The following is a 20061-nucleotide window of genomic DNA, read 5'->3' on the forward strand; positions in this document are numbered from 1 at the left end:
CCTTGGGCTTGAAGATATGGACGGTTTCGCCGCGCGCGAGCATCTCCACGAATTGGGCAATCCGCTTCGCGCGCGTCTCGGCTTTCACGGCCGTTTGAATGCGCCACAGGATCGCGTAGCGATTTGCGGCGTTGATCGTCGAGAAGAACGCCTTCGCCATCGGGGCGGCGTCGAGCGCCGCGGTCAGGTCTTCGGGGACCACGGACGTACGCGCGCCGTCGTATGCCCGCGCCCATCGGCCATCGGCCTTGGCGGCCTCGACCTGCGCAAGGCCCGGCGCCTTCATGCGGCCCGCCTCGATGAGCGCCGCCACTTTGTCGACGTTGACTCTCGACCACACGCTGCGGGCGCGCCTGGGCGTGAATCGCTGGAGGAAATACTGCTCGTCCAGCCCCTTCTTCTGACCGTCGATCCAGCCCCAGCAGAGCGCGATCTCCACCGCTTCGAGGTAGGTGACGCTGGCTTCGTCGGCGCGGCGCTTGGCGATCTTGAGCCAGAGGCCCGGCGACGTGGCGTGGTGCTGTTTCAACCAGGTTTCAAACGCCTTGGCGCTCTTGAACAAGGCCGGGCTGTCGGCAGGCTTGTCGATGGGCATGCGTGAAGTGTGCATGAAGGGAAGCGGCGCCGCGGCCGACTCACAGCGGCCGGTGCCCACGACGGTCGCCGTCTGATCGCCGCCGCCTCCCGGGCTGCCGGGTCGAAGCACGCGCTTGTCAGCCCTGGCCGACGCCGCCCGCGCCGCGCTTGCGCTAAGGTCTGTCTCCTGTGAGTCACGCCGCACCGCATCCCGCCCCGCCCTCCACCGACATCCCCGCCCGCCTCGACCGCCTGCCCTGGTCGCGCTGGCACTGGCGCGTGGTGATCGCGCTGGGCATCGCCTGGGTGCTCGACGGGCTGGAGGTGACGATGGTCGGCTCCCTGGGCGGCGTGCTGGAGCGCGGCGACACGCTGGCGCTGACGGCCGCGCAGGTCGGCCTGGCCGGCTCGCTGTACGTGGCCGGCGCGGTGATCGGCGCGCTGGTGTTCGGCCGCATGACGGACCGGCTGGGACGCAAGAAGCTGTTCCTGCTCACCCTGCTGGTGTACGCGGCCGCCACCTTCGCCACCGCCTTCTCGCCGGGCTTCGCCTTCTTCGCGGTGTGCCGCTTCTTCACCGGCCTGGGCATCGGCGGCGAGTACGCGGCCATCAACTCGGCCATCGACGAGCTGATCCCGGCGCGCGTGCGCGGGCGCGTCAACCTCGCCATCAACGGCAGCTTCTGGCTGGGCGCCGCGCTGGGGGCGGGCCTGGCGCTGGTGCTGCTGGATGAGCGCGTGCTCGGCCCGGTGCAGGGCTGGCGCGCCGGCTTCGCGCTGGGCGCGCTGCTGGCGGTGGCGATCGTGCTGGTGCGCCGCCACGTGCCGGAAAGCCCGCGCTGGCTGATCGCGCACGGCCGCCACGAGGAGGCCGAGCGCATCGTCGCCGCCATCGAGGCCGAGGTGCAGGCCGCGCACGGCCCGCTGCCGCCTGCCGGGGCGCATTCGCCCGTCGCGCGCCGCACCAGCCCGTCGATGCGCGAGGTGGCGCGGGTGCTGCTGCGGCACTACCGCACGCGCAGCGGCGTGGCGCTGGCGCTGATGCTCTCGCAGGCCTTCTTCTACAACGCCATCTTCTTCACCTATGCGCTGGTGCTCACGCGCTACTACGGCGTGCCGGAAGGCAGGGTGGCGCTGTACATCTTCCCCTTCGCGCTGGGCAACGTGCTGGGGCCGCTGCTGCTGGGGCCGCTGTTCGACCGCGTGGGGCGGCGGCGCATGATCGCCCTCACCTACGTCGGCGCCGGCATCGGGCTGGCGCTGACCGGCTGGGCCTTCATGGCCGGCCTGCTGGATGCGCGCACGCAGGCGCTGGCCTGGTCGGCGGTGTTCTTCCTCGCTTCCGCCGCGGCCAGCTCGGCCTACCTCACGGTCAGCGAGGTGTTCCCGCTGGAGATGCGCGCGCTCGCCATCGCCCTCTTCTATGCCGTGGGCACCGGTGCCGGCGGCTTCATCGCGCCGTGGCTGTTCGGCGCGCTGATCGAGACCGGCAGCCGCGGCGCGGTGACGGTGGGCTACGGCATCGGCGCGGTGCTGGTGATCGGCGCCGGGCTGCTGGCGCTGCGCTTCGCGGTCAACGCGGAGCGGCGCGCGCTGGAGGACATCGCGCCGCCGCTGTCGTGGGCCGACGAGGCTCAGCCGCGGCGGGCGGAGGGCGAGCGGCAGGTGCGCCAGCCGAACAGCGAATAGGCCGGGCAGCGGCGCAGCAGGCCGGTGGCCAGCGGCAGCAGCCCGATCCAGCCCCAGGGGCCGATCTGCCCCGCCAGGGCCAGGCCGATGAGCACGAGGCCGAGCAGCACGCGCAGCGCGCGGTCGAGGGTGCCGACGTTGGGTTGCATGGCGATCTCCGAAGACGAGGAAAGGAACGGGTTCAATTGATCTGCAGCGAGCCGCTGGCGCCCATCAGCAGGTCGATCACGTCGGGCCCGGCGATGACCTCGAAGCGCGGATCCATGTCGGCGGCCGTCAGGCCGTTGTGCGCCATGCAGGCGCCGCACAGGGCGATGCGCCCGCCGAGTTCGAGGTACTTGGCGAGCTGCACGGACACCGGATCGAAGGGCTGGCCGATGTCCATGCCCTCGGTGGCACGGGGACGCCCCAGGTGGACCGCGTCCACCATCAGGATCAGCGTGGCGCTGTGGCCCTTGCCCAGGGCGGCCAGCGCCATGGTGAAGGCGACCGTGACCCGGGCCGGGTCCTCCCGGCCGTGGAACAGGGTGGCGACGAAGTCGGTGCGCTGCATGGCCGGCCCCTCACTTCGCCGAGAACTGGCGGAAGGCCTCCACCGCGTCGGCCGCGTACATCGCCGACGGCCCGCCGCCCATGTAGACGGCCACGCCCAGGGCCTCGTGCACCTCGGCCTCGCTCGCGCCCAGCCGCGCCAGCGCCTTGGTGTGGAAGCCGATGCAGCCGGCGCAGTGCGAGGCCACGCCGATCGCCAGCGCGATCAGCTCCTTGGCCTTGGCGTCGAGCGCGCCGTCGGCCATGGCGGCCTTGCCCATCTCGCCGAAGCCCTTCATCACGCCGGGCACGCTCTGGCGCAGCGGCAGCAGGTGGGCCGAGATGTCCTGGGTCAGTTGTCGGTAGTCGGTCATGAGGGATCTCCTTCGGTGAGGGACACTCGCGGGAGCCGCCACAGGCCACCGCTTTTAAGTTAGTACATTCTAAATTAGATTTTTCTAAAATAAAGATCGCCATGGCACGAAGCCGCAAGGACCCTCTGCTGCTGAAGGAAAGCGCCGCCCAGGCCGCCGCGCTGCTGCGCGCGCTGGGCAACGAGTCGCGCCTGCTGGTGCTGTGCCTGCTGTCGGGCAACGGCGAGATGTCGGTGGGCGCGCTGCAGGAGCAGGTGGGGCTGAGCCAGTCGGCCCTGTCGCAGCACCTGGCGCGCATGCGCGACGAAGGGCTGGTCACCTTCCGCCGCGAGGCGCAGACGCTGTACTACCGCATCGACAACGCGCAGGCCGAGCGCCTCATCGCCACGCTGGCCGACATCTTCTGCCCCTGAGGCTCAGCCGGGCCCGAACATGAGGGAGCGGTGCACCGCCGCTCCCGCCATCGCGCCGTCGCCCACGGCCAGCGCCACGTTGCCCGCCGCGCGCGCCAGGTCGCCGCAGGCGAACACGCCCGGCACCGAGGTGTCCTTCATCGGGCCGGTCCTGACGCAGCGGCCCAGCGGGCTCTCGTCCAGCGCGCATCCCATCTGCTGCGCCACGGGCGATGCGGGCTCGGTCCGGCTGGCGACGAACAGGCCGGCGAAGTCCTCCACGCGGCCGCCTTCCAGCACCACCCGCGCCTCGCCCTCGATCGCCAGGATCGGCGCGGCCTCGACCGCGACGCCGCGCGCCGACAGTTCGCGCAGGTCGTCCTCGCCCGGCTGGAAGGCGCCGTTGAGGAGGAAGGTGACGCGGCCCCACTCCGGCAGCAGCAGGGCCTGGTGCAGCGACACCGGCCCGACGGCGATCACGCCGATGCGGCCCTCGTCGAGTTCGTAGCCGTGGCAGTAGGGGCAGTGGAAGACGTGGCGGCCCCAGCGCTCCTGCAGCCCCGGGATGGCCGGCAGCCCGTCCGACACGCCCGTGGCCAGGACGATGCGGCGCGCCGGCCACGTGCGCCCGCCCGCCTGCACCTCGAAGGCATCCGCCTCGCCGGCGATGCCCGACACGGCGGCGTCGATCCACTGCACGGTCGGATAGCGCAGCAGCTGCTCGCGCGCCTGCGCCGCGATCTCGCCCGGCGGCCGCCCGTCCTGCGCCAGGAAGCCGTGCGAGGCAGCGGCGAAGCGGTTGCGGCGCAGGCCGGTGTCGAACACCGCCACCCGGCGGCGGGCGCGTGCCAACTGCAGGGCGGCGGACAGGCCGGCGAAGCTGCCACCGACGATGGCGACGTCAAAGCTCATGGGACACCTCGTGAAGGGACCGGCCGCTCGCGACCAGCCGGTGATGGAAATCGCGCGACAGCGCCGCCAGCGTCACGGTGCCCAGGCGGTCGAGCAGCACCGACTCGGCCTGCCGGTACGCCTGCTCCAGCGCGGCGTTGACGGCCTGCTCCACCAGGCAGCCGGGGCTTTCCTCGCGGTGCCCCACGGCGAGCAGTTGCGGCGAGCCCACGGCCTCGTGGATGTCGCGCAGCGTGATGCGCTCCAGCGGGCAGCACAGCACCCATCCGCCGCCATGCCCCTTGGCCGAGGCGACGAAGCCGGCGTCGCGCAGCCCCGCCATCAGGCGGCGGACGACGACGGGATTCGTCTGCATGGCGTGCGCCAGCCATTCCGACGTGGCAGGCCGGTCGAGTTCGGCCATGTGCAGCAGGCAGTGGAGGACGCCCGACAGGCGGCTGTCTCTTTTCATGCAACTATCATAGTTACTTGAATTGACCGGCCGCGCCGCAGGGTCTTGCGGCGGCGCCTGCGTTAGCCTTCGTTCCCCATGGACTCTCTCGTCGCCGCCGCCGGCCGCGCCCTGGCCGCCGGCGATGCCCTGGGCGCGCTGCAGCGCGTGGCGCTGCGCAGCGACCCGCCGGCCCTGGCCCTGCGCGGCATCGCGATGGCGCAGCTGGGCGAGCTGCCGCGCGCCCGCGAACTGCTGCGCCAGGCGGCGCGCGGCTTCGGCGCGCACGAGGCACTGGCCCGCGCGCGCTGCGTGGTCGCCGAGGCCGAGGTGGCGCTGGCGCTGCGCGAGCTGGCCGGCCCGCCGCGCGCGCTGAACGCCGCGGCGGCGACGCTGCAGGCGCATGGCGACGCCGGCAACGCCACGCACGCGCGGCTGATCGCGGCGCGCCGGCTGCTGCTGATGGGCCGGCTGGACGACGCGCACGCGGCGCTGCGCCAGGTCGCCGGCACCGCGGATGCCCTCATGCCGCCGCCGCTGGCCGCCACCGCCGCCCTGGCGCAGGCCGAGCTGGCCCTGCGCTCGATGCGCGTCGGCGCCGCGCGCGACGCCCTCGCCCGCGCACAGGCGGCAGCGCAGGCGGCCCGCATTCCCGCCCTGCAGGCCGAGGTGGCGGCGGCACAGGCCACGCTGACGCAGCCGGCGGCCCGGCTGCGCACGGCCGGCGCGCAGCAGCCGCTGCCGCTGGACGAAATCGAGGCGCTGTTCGCCGGCGGCACGCTGGTGCTGGACGCCTGCCGCCGCGGCCTGCGCGCCGGCACCACCTGGCTGCCGCTGGCACGCCGGCCGGTGCTGTTCACGCTGGCCCTCGCATTGGCCGAGGCCTGGCCCGGCGAGGCGACGCGCGAGGCGCTGATCGCCCGCGCCTTCCGCCAGCGCCGGCCGGACGAGACGCACCGCGCCCGGCTGCGCGTCGAGATCGGCCGCCTGCGCGCCCTGGCGCGCCCGCTGGCACGCATAGAGGCCACGGCCGCCGGCTTCACGCTGCGCCCACCAGACGGGCGCGCGGTGGCCGTGCTGGCGCCGCCCATCGACGGCGAGGAAGCCGCGCTGCTCGCGCTGCTGGCCGACGGCGCGGCCTGGTCCACCTCGGCCCTGGCGCTGGCCCTGGGCGCCAGCCAGCGCACCGTGCAGCGCGCGCTGGCCGCGCTGCAGGCGCAGGGCCGCGTGCGCGCCGTCGGCCGCGCGCGCACGCAGCGCTGGCTGGCGCCGCCGCTGGCGGGATTCACGACGATCTTGTTACTCCCCGCCGCGCTGCCGTCTGGGTAGATTGCCCTCCATGGCGCCGCCGTCGCGGCGCGACAGGAGCCACGACATGGACACCGCTTCCTCTTCTTCCCGCCGCCGCAGCGCGGCCCCGGTGCGCACCGCCGAGATCGTGCGCGAGTACGGCCCCTTCGAGGGTGCCGAGGCCGTCCACGGCGTAACGCACGACGGCCGCCGCGTGTGGGCCGCCACCGGCGCGCGGCTGGTCGGCTTCGACCCCGAGGGCCGCGAGCCGCAGCGCACGCTGGAACATGCCTGCGACGCCGGCACCGCCTTCGACGGCACGCACCTGTGGCAGATCGCCGAGTCGCGCATCGACAAGATCGACCCGGCCACGGGGCGCGTGCTCGCCTCCATCCCGGCGCCCGGCCAGGGCATGGACTCGGGCCTGGCCTGGGCCGAGGGCAGCCTGTGGGTGGGCCAGTGGCGCGCGCGCCGGATCCACCGCATCGACCCCGAGACGGGCGCCGTGCTGCGCACCATCGAGTCCGACCGCTTCGTCACCGGCGTCACCTGGGTCGACGGCGAGCTGTGGCACGGCACCTGGGAGGGCGACGAGAGCGAGCTGCGCCGCATCGATGCCGACAGCGGCGCCGTACAGGAACGCCTGAAGATGCCCGAAGGCACGGGCGTAAGCGGGCTGGAGTCCGACGGCAGGGACCTGTTCTATTGCGGCGGCGGCGCCAGCGGCAAAGTGCGCGCGGTGCGCCGGCCGGCGCGGCAGGCGACGTGACGGCCTGGCCTGCCTCTTACGATCCGTAGCGAAAAACGCCCTCGCGCGCCGGCCGCCCCGCGGACCACAATGGACGCAGCTCGCGCGGCCCCTTCGCCGCCCGATCGCACTTCCCCACCAAGGACAGGAGAACGCGAGTGGTCAGCAAGAACACGATCTGCCTCTGGTACGACGGCACCGCCCTGGACGCCGCGCAGTTCTACGCGCAGACCTTCCCGGACAGCGCCGTGGGCACCGTCATGCGCGCGCCCGGCGACTATCCCTCGGGCAAGCAGGGCGACGTGCTGACGGTCGAGTTCACCGTCATGGGCATCCCCTGCCTCGGCCTCAACGGCGGCCCGGCATTCAGGCACACCGAGGCCTTCTCGTTCCAGGTGGCGACCGACGACCAGGCGGAAACCGACCGCCTGTGGCACGCCATCGTCGGCAACGGCGGCCAGGAAAGCGCATGCGGCTGGTGCCGGGACAAATGGGGCCTGTCGTGGCAGATCACGCCGCGCGCCCTCACCGACGCGATCAACGACCCGGATCGCGCGGCGGCCAAGCGCGCCTTCGAGGCGATGATGCAGATGACCAAGATCGACATCGCCGCCATCGAAGCGGCGCGGCGGGGCTAGCAAGCCGCCGCAGGCGCTGCGCGCCGGGCACTGCGCCGCGCATCGGCCAGCGCCCACGCGAAGATGCCGAGGCCCGCCAGCGCCAGCAGCGCGCCGACCCAGCCGGTGGAGGTCCAGCCCAGCCCGGCGTCGATGGCCACGCCGCCCAGCCACGCGCCCAGCGCGTTGGCCATGTTGAAGGCCGAGTGGTTGAGCGCGGCAGCGAGCGTCTGCGCGTCGCCGGCCACGTCCATCAGGCGGATCTGCAGCGCCGGGCCGATGGCGACGATGGTGCCCACCAGCAGCACGTTGAGCGAGGCCAGCACCCAGTGCTGCGCGGTGAAGGTGAAGGCCAGCAGCACCAGCGCCGAATACGCCATCACACCGCCGATGGTGCGCATCAGCGCCTTGTCGGCCAGGCGCGAGCCGACCAGGTTGCCCGCCACCATGCCCACGCCGAACAGCGCCAACACGAAGGGCACGTTGTTCACGGCCAGGCCGGACACCTCGGTGAGCGTCGGCTTGACGTAGCTGAACACCGCGAACATGCCGCCGAAGCCGATGGCCGCGATGCCCAGCGTGAGCCACACCTGCTTGCGCCTGAGCGCCCCCAGCTCGCGCAGCGGGCTGGCGCCGGCGCCGGGCCGCAGGTTGGGCACGTCGCGCCAGACCATCGCCACCGCCAGCAGCGCGATCACGCCGACGAAGACGAAGGCCGCGCGCCAGCCGAAGTGCTGCCCGAGCCATGCGGCAATGGGCACGCCCACCAGCGTGGCGCCCGTCAGCCCCAGCATCACCAGCCCCACGGCCCGCGCGCGCCGCCCCGGCGGCGCCAGCGCGGCCGCCACCAGCGCCGCCACGCCGAAGTACGTGCCGTGCGGGAAGCCGCTGGCAAAGCGCAGCAGGTTGAGCGAGAGGTACCCCGGCGCCGCCGCGCTGGCGAAGTTGCCGAGCGCGAACACCGCCATCAGCGCCATCAGCAGCGTGCGCCGGCCCCACCCCGCCGCCAGCACGGCCAGCACCGGCGCGCCGATCACCACGCCCAGCGCATAGGCGCTGATGACGTGGCCGGCCTGCGGGATGCTGACGCCGATGTCGCGTGCCACCTCGGGCAGCAGGCCCATGATGACGAATTCGCCGGTGCCGATGGCGAAGCCGCCGACGCCCAGTGCCAGAATGGCACGCAGCACGCGGGCTTCGCCGGAAGAGGACGAAGAGGAAGCAGGAGCCGGGGAGTTCACGTCGCGGGCAATTTCAGGGTTAACCCTGATTATCCCGATCGCCGGCGCCGCGCGCCGGGACGCCCTTGCGAAGACCCGATGCCCAACGCGTTCAACTTCGCCGCCTCGCCCTTCGACTGCCTCGACGCGCAGCAGCGCCAGTGGGTGCAGGAAGCGGTGGACATCGCCTACTTCCGCGAGGGCGAGACGCTGCTGGAGCCCGGCATCGCGCCCACCCACCTGTTCGTGCTGATCAAGGGCTTCGTGCAGCAGTACGAGGCCGGCGGCACCGAGGCCGTGGCCGGCTTCGGGCCCGACGACACCTTCGACGGCCGCAGCCTGGTGGCCGGCCAGGTCAGCGGCCGCTTCGTGGCGGCCGAGGAAAGCATCGCCTACCAGCTGCCGCGCGAGGTGGTGAACCGGCTGATCGCCGCCAACGCCACCTTCGGCGCGCTGCTGTTCTCCGACCTGTCGAACAAGCTCGGCGCCATCGCCGGGCGCGGCGGCGAGCACGAGATGCAGTCGCTGGCCCTGGCGCGGGTGGACGCGGTCGGCCTGCGGCCGCCCCACTTCGTCGACGCCGCGCTGGACGTGCTCTCCGTCGTGCGGCTGTTCCAGGCCGAGCGCAGCACCGCGGTGCTGGTGCGCGATGCGCCACCGGCACCGGGCGAGCCGCCGCGGCTGGGCATCTTCACCGCCAACGCGTTGCAGCGCGCGGTGCTCAGCGGCACGCCGCTGGAGCGCCTGCCGGTGGGCGAGGTCGCCAGCTACGGCCTGCGCGCCGTCAAGGCCGGCGACCCGGTGGGCGACGCGCTGACCACCATGGTGCGCCACCGCATCCACCGCGCCGTGGTGCTGCGCGACGAGCACGCCGGCCCGCAGGTCGAGGAAGGCGCGGTGCTCGGGCTGGTGGAGGCGCTGGACCTGTTCAGCTTCCTGTCCAACCACTCCTACCTCATCAACCGCCGCATCGGCGAGGCGCAGACGCTGGAGGAACTGGCGCCGGCCAGCGCGCACATCGTGCGGCTGGTGGGCCTGCTGCACCGCGGCGGCACCCGCGTGGGCCAGATCGCGGCACTGGTGCAGGCGCTCAACGCGCGGCTGTTCGAGCGTGCCTGGCAGCTCATCGCGCCGCCGGAACTGCTGGCCCGCAGCTGCCTGATCGTGATGGGCAGCGAGGGCCGCGGCGAGCAACTGCTGCGCACCGACCAGGACAACGGCCTGATCCTGGCCGACGGCTACGCGCCGCCCGGCGACCTGCCCGCGCTGTGCGATCGCTTCAGCCAGGCGCTGGCCGACTTCGGCTACCCGCCCTGCCCCGGCGGCATCATGCTCAGCCGGCCCGCCTGGCGCGGCAGCGTGAGCACGTTCGCCGAAAGGGCCAGCGACTGGCTGCTGCGCCCCGACGCCGACAAGCTGATGGCGCTGGCCATCTTCCTCGACGCGCACCCGGTGGCCGGCGACCCCGCGCTGCTGGCGGCCGTGCGCGAGCGCGTGTTCCGCTTCGCCACCGACAACGAGGCCATGCTGTCGCGCTTCGCCGCCGCGGTGGACGCCTTCGCCGACGAGGGCGGCTGGCTGCAGCGCCTGTTCGGCGGCGCGGCCGCGCAGGACGCGGCCTTCGACGTGAAGAAGCAGGGCATCTTCCCGCTGGTGCACGGCGTGCGCGCGCTGGCGCTGCGCGCCGGCTTGGCCGAGACCGGAACCGCCGCGCGGCTGGAGGCGCTGGCGGCGGCCGGCCTGTTCGAGCGCGCCTTCGCCACCGACGTGATCGAGAGCCTGCACTTCTTCATGGCGCTGCGCCTGAAGGCCGGCCTGGCCGAGCTGGACGCCGGCCGTCCGGTGAGCGGCAAGGTCGACGCCGCGCGCCTGACCAGCCTGGAGCGCGACCTGCTCAAGGACACGCTGGACATCGTCAAGCGCTTCCGGCGGCTGATCCAGTCGCGCTTTCACCTCGACCAGTTATGAGCACGCCGGTCGCCGACTGGATCGCGGGTCTGAAGCGCTGGTGGCTGCTCTACCACCTGGGCGACCCGCGCTATGCCTTCATGTGGGACGCGCCGCCCGAGGACGAGTGGGTGGCGCTGGACTGCGAGACCACCGGCCTGGACCGCCGCCGCGACGAGATCGTTGCCATCGCCGCCGTGCGCATCCGCGGCAACCGCATCCTCACCAGCGAACGGCTGGAGCTGCTGGTGCGCCCCGAGAAGCGCGTCGTCTCGCCCGAGGCGGTGCGCGTGCACCGGCTGCGCGAGCGCGACGTGGCCCGGGGCATCGCACCCGACGAGGCGATGCACCGGCTGCTGCGCTTCATCGGCAGCCGGCCGCTGGTGGGCTACTACCTGGAGTTCGACGTCGCCATGATCGACCGCGTGCTCTTCCCCATGCTCGGCATGGGCCTGCCGCAGCCGAAGATCGAGGTCTCGGCGCTGTACTACGACCTCAAGAACCGGCAGCGCACCGGCTACGAGCGCGAGGCGCAGATCGACCTGCGCTTCGACACCATGATGAGGGAGCTGGGCCTGCCGGCGTGGCCGGCGCACGATGCGCTCAACGACGCGGTGATGGCCGGGCTGGCCTTCCTCAAGCTGCGCGCGCTGGGGGCGTGAGCGGGTCCTTCTCGTGCACGGTGCCCTGGCGCGGGGTCATGGCGATCAGCACGGACGGCTCGTGCACGACCAGCCGGTGCCAGACGCCGGCCGGCACGATGCACGCCGCCTGCGCGGGCAGCGGCGCCGTGCGCACCGACGCGCCTTCGCGCAGCTCGACCGACAGCGAGCCGGAGGCCGCGATCAGCAGCTCGTCGCCGGCGGGGTGCATCTCCCAGGTCGGGTAGTGCACGTCGCGCGGGCCGTTCACCGGGTGCAGCGCCAGCAGGTGGCCGGCATCGGCGGCGGCGCGCCTGAAGTTCTCGGCGGTCTTCGGGACGGGCCGCATCGCGCCGTCCGGCGCCAGGTGGATGCAGTGCGCCAGCAGCGGCAGGGCGACGGGCGGTGGATCGAGCTCGCGCATGGCGTCAGGCTCCCGCTTCGAGGAAATCGGTCATCCGGTCGTCGTTGGGCACGACGCCGTTCTTCTGCAGCAGCAGGCCCGCGTTGCCGCGGTGGTAGGTGCCGTGCATGCACACGTGCAGGAGGATCTCGCCGCGCGTCATGCGCGCCGGCGTGCCGTTGGTGAAGGTGAAGTCCACCGGCTGGTCGAAGTCGTCGCCCGACAGTTCGTCGACGTAGGAGACGTACCACGCGTCCGCCTCTTCCGTGCCCTCGGCCAGTTCCCGCGCACCCGGCAGCACCTCCGAGCGCGCCGCGCGGAACGGATGGGGCAGCCCCTGCAGGTGATGCTGGAAGACCCGGTCGACCACGTGGATGTGGTCGAGGACGCGCAGGAGGATCCCCGCGTCGGCCTCGGGGATGCGGGCGATGTCGCGGGCGACGACCGCGTGCAGGCCGCGGTCGGCCCACTGCTTGTAGCGCACGAGCGATGAATAGGGTTGCGAGTTCATGATGATGGCGGCATTCCGTGGGTTGGGACGGAGGCGCTGCAGCCTCCCGGAAACGTCTACAGAATGTGCCGCCAACCGATCCCTTTTTCTATTCGCTTTTCCCGCGCCGCTCGCTCATGGACGTCAAGCCAAGGAAATCGCCGCGCCAGGCCCGCGCCAAGGCCACGGTCGAGGCCATCGTCGAGGCGACCACTCAGGTTTTGCTGAAGGAAGGCTACGACCGCTTCACCACCGCCCGCGCCGCCGAGCGCGCCGGCGTGAGCGTCGGCTCGCTCTACCAGTACTTCCCCAACAAGGCCGCCCTGGCCTATGCGGTGATCGACCGCTGCTGCGAGGAATTCCTGGCCGCCTTCGAGGCCGCCCTGGCCGGCCGCCGCCGCGCCACGCTGGAGGACTGCATCCGCGCGATCGTCGACGTGACCCTCGTCTCGCACCACCTGGCGCCCGACCTGCATCGGATGGTGCTGGTGCTGGCCCCGCGCCTGGGCGTGGCCGAGCGCACGGACATGGTCAGCCGCTCCGCCACCCGGCTGATCGAGGCGATGCTGCGCAAGCACGAGGGCGAGATCGCGCCGGGCATCGACCTCGCCCTCGCCGCCGTGGTCATCGAGGCGCTGCTGGAATCGCTCTCGCACCGCGTGATGCTCGCCGGCAAGGCGCCGGAGCACGGCGACGCGCTCGCGCAGGAAGCCACGCGGATGATCGTGCGCTACCTGGGCGGATGACGCGTCAGAAGGTGTGAAGGAATCCGGCGTGGCCGAGCGGGCTGCCCACACGACCCCAATCAAGGCGCAAAGCGCAGCCATAGCTCGGGCTATGGCGAGCATTTGCAACGCAGAGTGGGGGCGTGTGGGCAGAACGAGCGGACATGTCGGGTTCGTTCACACCTTCTCAAGTGCGCGCCGGCGCCTCCGGCATCCTGCCGTCGATGTCGGTGAAGCCGTACTCCTGCGCCAGTTCCGCGACGAGATGCAGCCTGCCGGACTTCTCCATGATGGCCGGGTCCGCCGCCAGGCCGACCACCGCGCGCCCGGCGAACTCGGGCGACTCGCCGTTTTCCATGATGCGCTTGGCCAGCGGTGCGGGCACGCGGTCCGGCTGCGCCAGGAACTTCTCGCTCTTGATGAAGCCCGGCCAGATCACCACCGAGGCGACGTTGAAGGGCCGCAGGTCGTGCGCCATGTCGCGGGCCATCTTGTCGACGCCCGCCTTCTGCACGCCGAAGGGCACGTTGAAGGTGTACCGCACGGCGCCGCCGGACGAGGTGTTGACGATCAGGCCCTGGCGGCGGGCCACCATGCGCGGCGCGGCGCACCGGCTCGCCACGTAGTGCGAGCGCAGGCCGACGTGCAGCAGCGCCTCCCAGAGGCCGTCCTCCAGCTCCCAGAACGGCACGTTGACCGGCATGCGCGCAGGCGCCGCGAAGACGTTGTTCACCAGGACGTCGATCACGCCCTTCTGCTCGTCGTGGACGCGCTCGAACAGCCGCCTGACGCTCCCGTCGTCGCCGTGGTCGCAGGCGACGGGGATACACCGGCCGCCGCGCTGCGCGATCTCGTCGGCGGTCTCCTGCAGGGAGCCGGGCCAGTTCGACGCGCCGGGGCCCAGCGTGCGCCCCGTCGCGTAGACCAGCGCGCCCGCCTCGCCGAGGGCCAGGGCCACGCCCTTGCCCACGCCGCGGGTCGCGCCCGTCACGACGGCCACCTTGCCCTCAAGTGGCCTGTGCTGCATCTGCATTGCTTGATTTCTCCTTGATGATGATCGGGTCGGCGGCCGGCGGCGGCGATGCGGCCCGCGCCGCCCGCGCGCGCCACCTGTGCAGCAGGGGCAGCAGGAACACCGCCGCCAGCATCACGACGCCGTAGAGCACGCCGGTCAGTTCCTGCGAGACCTTCTCCGCGACGTCCGGGACGAACGAGAGGAACACCGCGGCGACGAAGGTCCCCGTGGCGGACGAGGGCCCGGCCAGCGCCACGCCCACGAGCAGGCTCAGCGACAGGAAGACCGTGAAGCTGTCGGGCGACACGAAGCTGGTCAGGCCGGTGTGCAGCGCGCCTGCCGCGCCGACGGTGGCCGCGCTGACCGCGAAGGCGGTGGCGCGCCACTTCCTCACGTCGACGCCGACCGCCATGGCCGCGGTCGGGTGGTCGCGCAGGGTCAGCCAGGCCAGGCCCGCGGGCCCGTCCAGCAGCCGGCGAAGCACCGCGTAGATCGCGAAGACCCAGGCCGCGGTCGACAACAGCGCCCATTGGTCGGCCTGCAGGAACGCGAGGCCGAAGGGCGCGCCGGCCGGGTCCAGGCTGAGGCCGCTGACGCCCCCGGTCCACGACTCGAACATCGGGTGCTTCAGCAGCTGCGGCAGCGCGACCGCGAGCGCGAAGGTGGCCAGCGCCAGGTAGGGCCCCGCCAGGCGCGTCGCCGGCCACCCGAAGAGAAAGCCCGACAGGCCGCACACCAGCATGGCGACCGGCACGGTCGCGTAGGCCGGCAGCCACTGGTGCGAGACCAGCACGCCCGCCGCGTAGGCACCCACCGCGAAGAAGGCGCCGTGGCCCAGCGAGATCTGTCCGCTGGCGCCGATCAGCAGTTGCAGCCCGCGCACGGCCAGCGCCAGGACCAGGATGCTCGACAGCTTGAACGCCCAGTAGCCGGGCAGCAGCAGCGCGGCCGCCGCCACGCACGCGGCCAGCAGCGCCGGCGCGGCGAAGGTCTTGATGGGCTCAGGCACGCTGGATCGCCTTTCCGCCGAGCAGGCCGCGGGGCCGCACGACGAGGATCGCGAACATCACGGCCAGCGCGATGGTGAGCTTGAGCTCGTTGCCCGTTACGTAGGCCCCGAGCAGGTTCTCACCGATCCCCAGCGCCAGGCCGCCGAGGATGGCGCCCGGCGGGCTGTCGATGCCGCCGACCACCGCCGCGGCGAAGCCGTAGATCATGATGCCGCCCATCATGTGCGGGCCGAGAAAGACCACCGGCGCCGCCAGCAGGCCGGCGATGGCGCCGATCGCGCCGGCCACGCCCCAGCCGATCATCAGCACCCGGTTGACGTTGACGCCCGACAGCGAACTCGACAGCGGGTTCAGCGCCGCCGCGCGCATCGCCAGGCCGAGCCGGGTGAAGCGGAAGAACGCGCTCATGGACGCCAGCACCGCCAGCGTGACCGCGACCGTGCCCAGCGCGTGGCCGGACAGCAGGCCCTGCCCCCACCGGCCCCAGCCGTCGAAGGGGCTGGCCACGCTGTGGCTCTCGTGCCCGAACACCAGGCCCGCGGCGCTCTGGATGATGATCATCAGCGCGACGAACACCGTGACGATCGACAGCAGCGGCGCGCCGTGCAGCGGCCGCAGCGCCACGCGCTCCACCAGCGTGCCCGCCACGAAGCCGAAGGCGATCGCCGCCAGGGCTGCGGCCCAGTACGGCAGGCCCGCCTCCAGCAGCGACCAGGCGATGTAGGTGGAGAACATCGCCATCTCGCCCTGCGCGAAATTCACATGGTTGGTCGCGCGGTAGATCATGACCAGGGCCAGCGCCAGCATGGCGTAGATGCACCCGTTCACGAAGCCCGCTGCCACCTGTTGGGCAAACTCCGTCATTCGCTTTCTTCCTCTTGTTCCTGTCAGATGCCGAGATAGGCCTTCTTCACCCGCGGGTCGCTGCGCAGCGACGCCGCCGGGCCGCTGATGGCGACGCGCCCCGCCTCCAGCACGTAGGCGTGCCGGGCCAGGTCGAGCGCCAGGCGCGCGTTCTGCTCCACCACGAGGATGCTCAGGCCGCCTTCGCGGTTGATCTGCCCGAGCACCTCGAAGATCTGCCGCACCACCAGGGGCGCGAGGCCGAACGAGGGCTCGTCGAGCATCAGCAGCCGCGGCCGCAGCATCAGCGCCCGCGCGATCGCCACCATCTGCTGCTCGCCGCCGCTGAGCAGCCCCGCCGGCTTGCCGCGGTAGTCCGCCAGGCGGGGAAAGAGCGCGTACATCCGCTCGATGTCCCGCCGCACCTCGCCGCCGCGCGGCCGGGTGATGGCGCCGACCAGCAGGTTCTCCTCCACCGTCAACTGGGTGAAGGTGCCGCGGCCGTCCGGCACGTGGGCGATGCCCAGGCGCGCGACCGCGTCGCTCGGCAGCCCCTCGATGGGCTGCCCGTCGAACCGGATCGACCCCTGCGTCTTCACCAGCGCATGGCTGATGGCACGCAGCAGCGTGGTCTTGCCCGCGCCGTTCGCGCCGAGCAGCGCGGTGATCCCGCCGCGGGCGACGTCGACGTCCACCGACTTGAGCACGGCCGTGGCCTGGTAGGTCGCCGACAGGCCGCGGACCTCCAGCAGGTTGTCGCCGGCCTGGCCGGCAGCGGCCGCGAGGCTCATGGCTCGCCTCCGAGGTAGGCCCTGACCACGTCCGGGTGGGTCGCCACCTCGTCCGGCGTGCCCTCGGCGATCTTCCTGCCGAACTCCAGCACGACGACCTGGTCGGACACCCGCATCACGAGGTTCATGTGGTGCTCGATGAGCAGAACGGAGATGCCCATCCTGTCGCGTATCTCCAGGATCCATCCCAGCAGTTCCTCGACCTCCTCGTGGTTGAGGCCGGCGGCCGGCTCGTCCAGCAGCAGCATCCGCGGCCGCATGGCGAGCGCGCGCGCCAGTTCCACCCGCTTGCGTGTGCCGAAGGACAGCTGCGACACCGGCACATCCGCCACCTCGCGCAGCCGGGCGAAGGACACCAGCTCCTCCACGCACGCCGCGACCTCGCGGCGGTCTTCGGCGCCGCGCCGGTTGCGCAGCAGCGCCGAGACGTGCCGGCCGCCGAACTGCAGGAAGCAGCCCGCCTCCACGTTCTTCCGGACCGACTGGCGGTCGAACAGCGCCACGTTCTGGAAGGTGCGGGCGATGCCCAGCCGCGGCACCTCGTGCGCGCGCACCGTGCGCAGGCACCGGTCGTCGAAGGTGATCTCGCCCTCGTCCGGCGCGTAGAGCCGGCTCAGGCAGTTGAACAAGGTCGTCTTGCCCGCGCCGTTGGGGCCGATGACGCCGCAGATCACGCCGCGCGCCACCGAGAAGGACACGTCCGCCAGCGCGCGGATGCCGCCGAAGCGCAGGCCCAGCCCCTCGACGCGCAGCAGCGGCGGCGCGCACGCGCCGCCGTCGCGCACGCCGGCGCCGTCCGTCTGTGAGAGCTGCATGTGCGTCAGGCCAGCGGCACCCAGCGCGCGCCGTCGAAGCGCTGCAGCCGCAACTGCTGCACGATCCGATAGTCGGTGGGCGAGGTGTTGACCGTGATGCCGGGCACCAGCGCCGGCAGCGCGACGTTCCTGAGCGAGGTGGCTTCCTTGAGGATGCGCTCGGCGCCGAGGTCGTCGCCGCAGCGCCGCAGGACCTCGGTCATCAGGAAGCCCATGCTGTAGCCGACCAGGTTCAGCTGCTCCGTCGTGTCGCCCTCGGGGTAGTATTTCTTCATGAAGGCGAGCCACTCGCGGTAGGCGGCGTCGTCCGCCCACTCCGGGTCGCCGGCCGACTTGCTCGGCGTCGCCGAGACGAGGCCGGCGGATTTGTCCAACCCCGCCACCCGCAGCACCGTGGCGATGAAGTTGCTGGTGATGGGGATGATGTGCAGCGGCTTCCAGGGCAGGTCGCTGACCTTGCGGATCGCCTGGATGGTGAACTTCGGGCTCGTGATGTCCATGAACACGTCGGCGCCGCTCGCCGCCAGGCTGATGATCTGCGAGTCGACCGTGGGCGCGGTCACCTCGTAGCCGGCGGCGGCCACCACCTGCACCTTGCTGCCGATCTCCTGCAGGCGCTTCCTGAACGCGGCCAGGTACTCCTTGCCGAAGTCGTCGTTCTGGTAGAGCACCGCCACCTTGGCCGTGGGCTTCGTCTTGTCCACGTGGTCGGCGTACACCGACGCCTCCGTCGAGAAGGTCGGCAGGCCGGGCAGCGTCCACGGGAAGTTCTTCGGGTCGGCGAAGCGGTCGCTCCCCGCATAGACGAAGAGCTGCGGGATCTTCTTGCCGTTCAGGTACTTCTGCACCGCCACGTTCTGCGCCGTGCCCATGCTCGCGAACATGGCGATGACGCCCTCGCGCTCGACCAGGTTGCGCGTCTGCTCGACGGCCTTGGCCGGGTTGTAGGCATCGTCCAGCGACAGCAGCGTGATGCTGCGCCTGTTGATGCCGCCGCCGTCGTTGACCATCCTGAAATAGCGCGCCTGCACCTTGCCGATGGCGCTGAGCGCCGAGAGCGGGCCGCTGTAGGGCATGGTCTGCCCCAGCTTGATCTCGCCGCGGAAGGCGGGCCTGGACTGCGACAGGGCCTGGCCTGCGGGGACCACCCACGGCGCCAGCGACGCTCTCAGAAGGCTGCGACGGGAAATCGGGAGCTTGGGGACATTCATCGTGGTTCCAGTTCGCTGAGAAGGGCGGCGTCGATGCGGGCGCCGGAGCGGCCCGCAGCGTCGTTACCAAACTATTGTCTTCCCAGAAAGATAAATGTCACTAGCAATAACCCTGTCACCCCTCACATCGCCGCGATCAGCCGCCGGAAGCCGTCGTCGATCTGGCGCAGTTCGGCGCGGGTGACGCCGCTCGTCCTGACGATGCCTTCCAGCAGTTGCGTGATGCGCGTCATCGCGGCGTCGGCCACGGCCTGCCCGCGCCGGGTGAGCTTCACCAGTTCGGAGCGGCGGTCGTCGGCCGCCGCCGTGCGCGCGATCAGCTTCTGCTCGCGCAGGCTGTCCAGCCGCTTCGTGATCGCGCCGGAGGTCACCAGCAACTGCTTGTAGAGGTCCGTCGGCCGCATCGCCGCGTCGGCGCCGTGGCGGCGCAGCGCGAGCAGCACGTGCAGGTCGCCGACGGAGGTGCCCGCCTGCTTGGCGATCTCCTGCACCCGCCGGTCGTGCAGGTAGTGCGCGTGCTCGATGCGCAGGAAGAAGCCGGCCAGCCAGAAGTCGATGTCCGGCCGCTCGTGGGCCCACGCCTGGGAGATGGCGTCGACGCGGTTGGGCTGCAGCGGGCTGTCGGCCTTCGCGCGCCGGCCCGCGGCAGGCGCGCCGGCCCCATCCTTCCCGTCGTCGCCGGCCCACGCCAGCAGCGCCCGCACCGCCCCCTCGAAGTTCAGCCCGTGCTCGCCGTCGCCGGGGCCGAGCTTGGTCTGCCGGTACTTGCCCTGGCCGATGAAGACGCGGCCATACCAGGCGGCGCCGCGGCTGCCCTTGTAGTAGCCGAGGTGGGTGCGCGGCGAGTGGATGTGCCAGTAGGGCTTGGCGCGCTGCGGCAGCGCCAGGCGCGTCTCGGCGGCGGAGAGGTCGACGGATGAGAGGTTCTGAGGCATGTGCGGCAATCGTTTGTCCAACATGATTCTACCCAACTTACCCAATTCATCGGCGAAGGATTCACCGGTGCGCTTTCCCTCCGTCATCTGGCCGCGCTCAAAATTACCCAACACACCCAACAGCATTGCATCGGACTTCTCCTAGGAAAAACCCTTTGGTTCATTGACAATCTATCTTCTTAGGAAGATATTTGGCTGCATTCCATCCAACCCGTCAACCCGAACAGGTGAACCCCATGACAACCAAGGAAGAAAACGAACTCCTCACGCGGATCGAGGGCGATGCGCCCATGGGCCGGATGCTGCGGCAGCTCTACTGGGTGCCGGCGGTGCTCTCGTGCCGGCTCGAAGCCGGCGGCGCGCCGGTGCGGGTGAAGCTGTTCGGCAACCGCTACGTCGCTTACCGCACGCACGACGGCCGCGTCGGCTTCCTCAACGAGGCCTGCCCGCACCGCG

Annotated in this window: 25 protein-coding genes; 9 read left to right on the forward strand and 16 right to left on the reverse strand. The window is 71.8% G+C overall.

Going from position 1 to position 20061, the window contains the following annotated elements; all coding sequences use genetic code 11:
- A partial coding sequence (locus ACIY1X_RS13430) for a YdeI family protein (RefSeq protein WP_399681122.1) occupies positions 1–595 on the reverse strand: 595 nt, incomplete at its 3' end.
- A 170-nt stretch (positions 596–765) separates the two neighbouring features.
- Here ACIY1X_RS13430 and ACIY1X_RS13435 point away from each other — a divergent pair.
- The gene (locus tag ACIY1X_RS13435; protein WP_399681125.1) at positions 766–2265 is read left to right on the forward strand and encodes an MFS transporter; all 1500 of its coding nucleotides are present in this window, start codon (positions 766–768) and stop codon (positions 2263–2265) included.
- Here ACIY1X_RS13435 and ACIY1X_RS13440 read toward each other — a convergent pair.
- From ACIY1X_RS13440 to ACIY1X_RS13450, 3 genes are read right to left on the reverse strand one after another with little or no spacing between them, the layout of a single operon-like run.
- Positions 2211–2414, reverse strand: a complete 204-nt coding sequence (locus tag ACIY1X_RS13440) for a DUF2892 domain-containing protein (RefSeq protein ID WP_399681127.1) — start codon at positions 2412–2414, stop codon at positions 2211–2213. The genes ACIY1X_RS13435 and ACIY1X_RS13440 overlap by 55 nt on opposite strands.
- 32 nt (positions 2415–2446) lie before the next feature.
- Entirely contained in the window at positions 2447–2818 is a 372-nt protein-coding gene (locus ACIY1X_RS13445) for a DsrE family protein (RefSeq protein ID WP_399681129.1), read from the reverse strand.
- Between the two features lie 10 nt (positions 2819–2828).
- The gene (locus tag ACIY1X_RS13450) at positions 2829–3170 is read right to left on the reverse strand and encodes a carboxymuconolactone decarboxylase family protein (RefSeq protein ID WP_038202941.1); all 342 of its coding nucleotides are present in this window, start codon (positions 3168–3170) and stop codon (positions 2829–2831) included.
- A 101-nt stretch (positions 3171–3271) separates the two neighbouring features.
- Between ACIY1X_RS13450 and ACIY1X_RS13455 the strand changes: the two genes are divergently transcribed.
- On the forward strand, positions 3272–3583 hold the full coding sequence (locus ACIY1X_RS13455; RefSeq protein WP_038202938.1) for a helix-turn-helix transcriptional regulator: 312 nt from the start codon (positions 3272–3274) through the stop codon (positions 3581–3583).
- 3 nt (positions 3584–3586) lie between these two features.
- Here the strand turns inward: ACIY1X_RS13455 and ACIY1X_RS13460 are convergent, their stop codons facing one another.
- Both ACIY1X_RS13460 and ACIY1X_RS13465 read right to left on the reverse strand, forming a co-directional pair.
- Positions 3587–4474, reverse strand: a complete 888-nt coding sequence (locus tag ACIY1X_RS13460) for an NAD(P)/FAD-dependent oxidoreductase (protein ID WP_399681132.1) — start codon at positions 4472–4474, stop codon at positions 3587–3589.
- On the reverse strand, positions 4464–4925 hold the full coding sequence (locus ACIY1X_RS13465) for an Rrf2 family transcriptional regulator (RefSeq protein WP_399681135.1): 462 nt from the start codon (positions 4923–4925) through the stop codon (positions 4464–4466). Before ACIY1X_RS13465 ends, ACIY1X_RS13460 begins: the two co-directional genes overlap by 11 nt.
- A gap of 78 nt (positions 4926–5003) precedes the next feature.
- Between ACIY1X_RS13465 and ACIY1X_RS13470 the strand changes: the two genes are divergently transcribed.
- The 3 genes from ACIY1X_RS13470 (at position 5004) to ACIY1X_RS13480 (ending at position 7580) form a co-directional block, all read left to right on the forward strand.
- Positions 5004–6233 carry a helix-turn-helix domain-containing protein gene (locus ACIY1X_RS13470; RefSeq protein ID WP_399681138.1) on the forward strand — a complete coding sequence of 410 codons (1230 nt, stop codon included), beginning with the start codon at positions 5004–5006 and terminating at the stop codon, positions 6231–6233.
- A gap of 46 nt (positions 6234–6279) precedes the next feature.
- Positions 6280–6963, forward strand: coding sequence for a hypothetical protein (locus ACIY1X_RS13475; protein ID WP_399681141.1), 684 nt, complete (start codon positions 6280–6282; stop codon positions 6961–6963).
- 137 nt (positions 6964–7100) lie between these two features.
- Complete coding sequence (locus ACIY1X_RS13480) at positions 7101–7580, forward strand: VOC family protein (protein WP_038202918.1); 480 nt, start codon at positions 7101–7103, stop codon at positions 7578–7580.
- Here ACIY1X_RS13480 and ACIY1X_RS13485 read toward each other — a convergent pair.
- The gene (locus ACIY1X_RS13485; protein WP_399681144.1) at positions 7577–8800 is read right to left on the reverse strand and encodes an MFS transporter; all 1224 of its coding nucleotides are present in this window, start codon (positions 8798–8800) and stop codon (positions 7577–7579) included. The two genes, ACIY1X_RS13480 and ACIY1X_RS13485, sit on opposite strands and share 4 nt — an antisense overlap.
- Before the next feature lie 78 nt (positions 8801–8878).
- Here ACIY1X_RS13485 and ACIY1X_RS13490 point away from each other — a divergent pair, with 78 nt between their 5' ends.
- Positions 8879–10747: a DUF294 nucleotidyltransferase-like domain-containing protein gene (locus ACIY1X_RS13490; RefSeq protein ID WP_399681146.1), complete on the forward strand. Its 1869-nt coding sequence runs from the start codon at positions 8879–8881 to the stop codon at positions 10745–10747.
- Positions 10744–11388, forward strand: coding sequence for a 3'-5' exonuclease (locus tag ACIY1X_RS13495; protein WP_399681148.1), 645 nt, complete (start codon positions 10744–10746; stop codon positions 11386–11388). The genes ACIY1X_RS13490 and ACIY1X_RS13495 overlap by 4 nt, the downstream gene beginning before the upstream one ends.
- Here the strand turns inward: ACIY1X_RS13495 and ACIY1X_RS13500 are convergent.
- On the reverse strand, positions 11363–11791 hold the full coding sequence (locus ACIY1X_RS13500; protein ID WP_399681151.1) for a hypothetical protein: 429 nt from the start codon (positions 11789–11791) through the stop codon (positions 11363–11365). The two genes, ACIY1X_RS13495 and ACIY1X_RS13500, sit on opposite strands and share 26 nt — an antisense overlap.
- 4 nt (positions 11792–11795) lie before the next feature.
- The gene (locus tag ACIY1X_RS13505) at positions 11796–12281 is read right to left on the reverse strand and encodes a DinB family protein (RefSeq protein WP_399681154.1); all 486 of its coding nucleotides are present in this window, start codon (positions 12279–12281) and stop codon (positions 11796–11798) included.
- Positions 12282–12397: 116 nt separating this feature from the next.
- Between ACIY1X_RS13505 and ACIY1X_RS13510 the strand changes: the two genes are divergently transcribed.
- On the forward strand, positions 12398–13006 hold the full coding sequence (locus ACIY1X_RS13510) for a TetR/AcrR family transcriptional regulator (protein WP_038203467.1): 609 nt from the start codon (positions 12398–12400) through the stop codon (positions 13004–13006).
- Positions 13007–13172: 166 nt separating this feature from the next.
- Here ACIY1X_RS13510 and ACIY1X_RS13515 read toward each other — a convergent pair whose 3' ends face one another.
- From ACIY1X_RS13515 to ACIY1X_RS13545, 7 genes are all read right to left on the reverse strand, one after another.
- On the reverse strand, positions 13173–14018 hold the full coding sequence (locus tag ACIY1X_RS13515) for an SDR family NAD(P)-dependent oxidoreductase (protein ID WP_399681157.1): 846 nt from the start codon (positions 14016–14018) through the stop codon (positions 13173–13175).
- The gene (locus ACIY1X_RS13520) at positions 13993–15009 is read right to left on the reverse strand and encodes a branched-chain amino acid ABC transporter permease (RefSeq protein WP_399681160.1); all 1017 of its coding nucleotides are present in this window, start codon (positions 15007–15009) and stop codon (positions 13993–13995) included. The genes ACIY1X_RS13515 and ACIY1X_RS13520 overlap by 26 nt, the downstream gene beginning before the upstream one ends.
- A complete protein-coding gene (locus ACIY1X_RS13525; protein ID WP_399681163.1) occupies positions 15002–15874 on the reverse strand; it encodes a branched-chain amino acid ABC transporter permease in 873 nt (290 codons plus the stop codon). The genes ACIY1X_RS13520 and ACIY1X_RS13525 overlap by 8 nt, the downstream gene beginning before the upstream one ends.
- A gap of 23 nt (positions 15875–15897) precedes the next feature.
- A complete protein-coding gene (locus ACIY1X_RS13530; protein ID WP_399681166.1) occupies positions 15898–16644 on the reverse strand; it encodes an ABC transporter ATP-binding protein in 747 nt (248 codons plus the stop codon).
- Positions 16641–17459, reverse strand: coding sequence for an ABC transporter ATP-binding protein (locus ACIY1X_RS13535; RefSeq protein ID WP_399681169.1), 819 nt, complete (start codon positions 17457–17459; stop codon positions 16641–16643). Before ACIY1X_RS13535 ends, ACIY1X_RS13530 begins: the two co-directional genes overlap by 4 nt.
- Before the next feature lie 5 nt (positions 17460–17464).
- Positions 17465–18607 carry an ABC transporter substrate-binding protein gene (locus tag ACIY1X_RS13540; RefSeq protein WP_399681172.1) on the reverse strand — a complete coding sequence of 381 codons (1143 nt, stop codon included), beginning with the start codon at positions 18605–18607 and terminating at the stop codon, positions 17465–17467.
- A 185-nt stretch (positions 18608–18792) separates the two neighbouring features.
- A complete protein-coding gene (locus ACIY1X_RS13545) occupies positions 18793–19605 on the reverse strand; it encodes a MarR family winged helix-turn-helix transcriptional regulator (protein WP_399681175.1) in 813 nt (270 codons plus the stop codon).
- Between the two features lie 236 nt (positions 19606–19841).
- Here ACIY1X_RS13545 and ACIY1X_RS13550 point away from each other — a divergent pair.
- Positions 19842–20061 (forward strand): Rieske 2Fe-2S domain-containing protein (locus ACIY1X_RS13550; protein WP_399681178.1); only part of this gene is annotated, 220 nt, incomplete at its 3' end.

Origin of the sequence: Xenophilus sp. (assembly GCF_044462705.1) — a bacterium.
Classification (GTDB): Bacteria; Pseudomonadota; Gammaproteobacteria; order Burkholderiales; family Burkholderiaceae_C; genus Xenophilus; species Xenophilus azovorans.

Bases quoted from the DNA above. Each gene is read 5' to 3' on its own strand.
- ACIY1X_RS13465 (WP_399681135.1), bottom strand. From the start codon at position 4,925: ATGAAAAGAGACAGCCGCCTGTCGGGCGTCCTCCACTGCCTGCTGCAC.
- ACIY1X_RS13490 (WP_399681146.1), top strand. From the start codon at position 8,879: ATGCCCAACGCGTTCAACTTCGCCGCCTCGCCCTTCGACTGCCTCGAC.
- ACIY1X_RS13445 (WP_399681129.1), bottom strand. From the start codon at position 2,818: ATGCAGCGCACCGACTTCGTCGCCACCCTGTTCCACGGCCGGGAGGAC.
- ACIY1X_RS13535 (WP_399681169.1), bottom strand. From the start codon at position 17,459: ATGCAGCTCTCACAGACGGACGGCGCCGGCGTGCGCGACGGCGGCGCG.
- ACIY1X_RS13470 (WP_399681138.1), top strand. From the start codon at position 5,004: ATGGACTCTCTCGTCGCCGCCGCCGGCCGCGCCCTGGCCGCCGGCGAT.
- ACIY1X_RS13500 (WP_399681151.1), bottom strand. From the start codon at position 11,791: ATGCGCGAGCTCGATCCACCGCCCGTCGCCCTGCCGCTGCTGGCGCAC.
- ACIY1X_RS13460 (WP_399681132.1), bottom strand. From the start codon at position 4,474: ATGAGCTTTGACGTCGCCATCGTCGGTGGCAGCTTCGCCGGCCTGTCC.
- ACIY1X_RS13510 (WP_038203467.1), top strand. From the start codon at position 12,398: ATGGACGTCAAGCCAAGGAAATCGCCGCGCCAGGCCCGCGCCAAGGCC.
- ACIY1X_RS13495 (WP_399681148.1), top strand. From the start codon at position 10,744: ATGAGCACGCCGGTCGCCGACTGGATCGCGGGTCTGAAGCGCTGGTGG.
- ACIY1X_RS13545 (WP_399681175.1), bottom strand. From the start codon at position 19,605: ATGCCTCAGAACCTCTCATCCGTCGACCTCTCCGCCGCCGAGACGCGC.
- ACIY1X_RS13530 (WP_399681166.1), bottom strand. From the start codon at position 16,644: ATGAGCCTCGCGGCCGCTGCCGGCCAGGCCGGCGACAACCTGCTGGAG.
- ACIY1X_RS13515 (WP_399681157.1), bottom strand. From the start codon at position 14,018: ATGCAGATGCAGCACAGGCCACTTGAGGGCAAGGTGGCCGTCGTGACG.
- ACIY1X_RS13505 (WP_399681154.1), bottom strand. From the start codon at position 12,281: ATGAACTCGCAACCCTATTCATCGCTCGTGCGCTACAAGCAGTGGGCC.
- ACIY1X_RS13450 (WP_038202941.1), bottom strand. From the start codon at position 3,170: ATGACCGACTACCGACAACTGACCCAGGACATCTCGGCCCACCTGCTG.
- ACIY1X_RS13440 (WP_399681127.1), bottom strand. From the start codon at position 2,414: ATGCAACCCAACGTCGGCACCCTCGACCGCGCGCTGCGCGTGCTGCTC.
- ACIY1X_RS13455 (WP_038202938.1), top strand. From the start codon at position 3,272: ATGGCACGAAGCCGCAAGGACCCTCTGCTGCTGAAGGAAAGCGCCGCC.
- ACIY1X_RS13475 (WP_399681141.1), top strand. From the start codon at position 6,280: ATGGACACCGCTTCCTCTTCTTCCCGCCGCCGCAGCGCGGCCCCGGTG.
- ACIY1X_RS13525 (WP_399681163.1), bottom strand. From the start codon at position 15,874: ATGACGGAGTTTGCCCAACAGGTGGCAGCGGGCTTCGTGAACGGGTGC.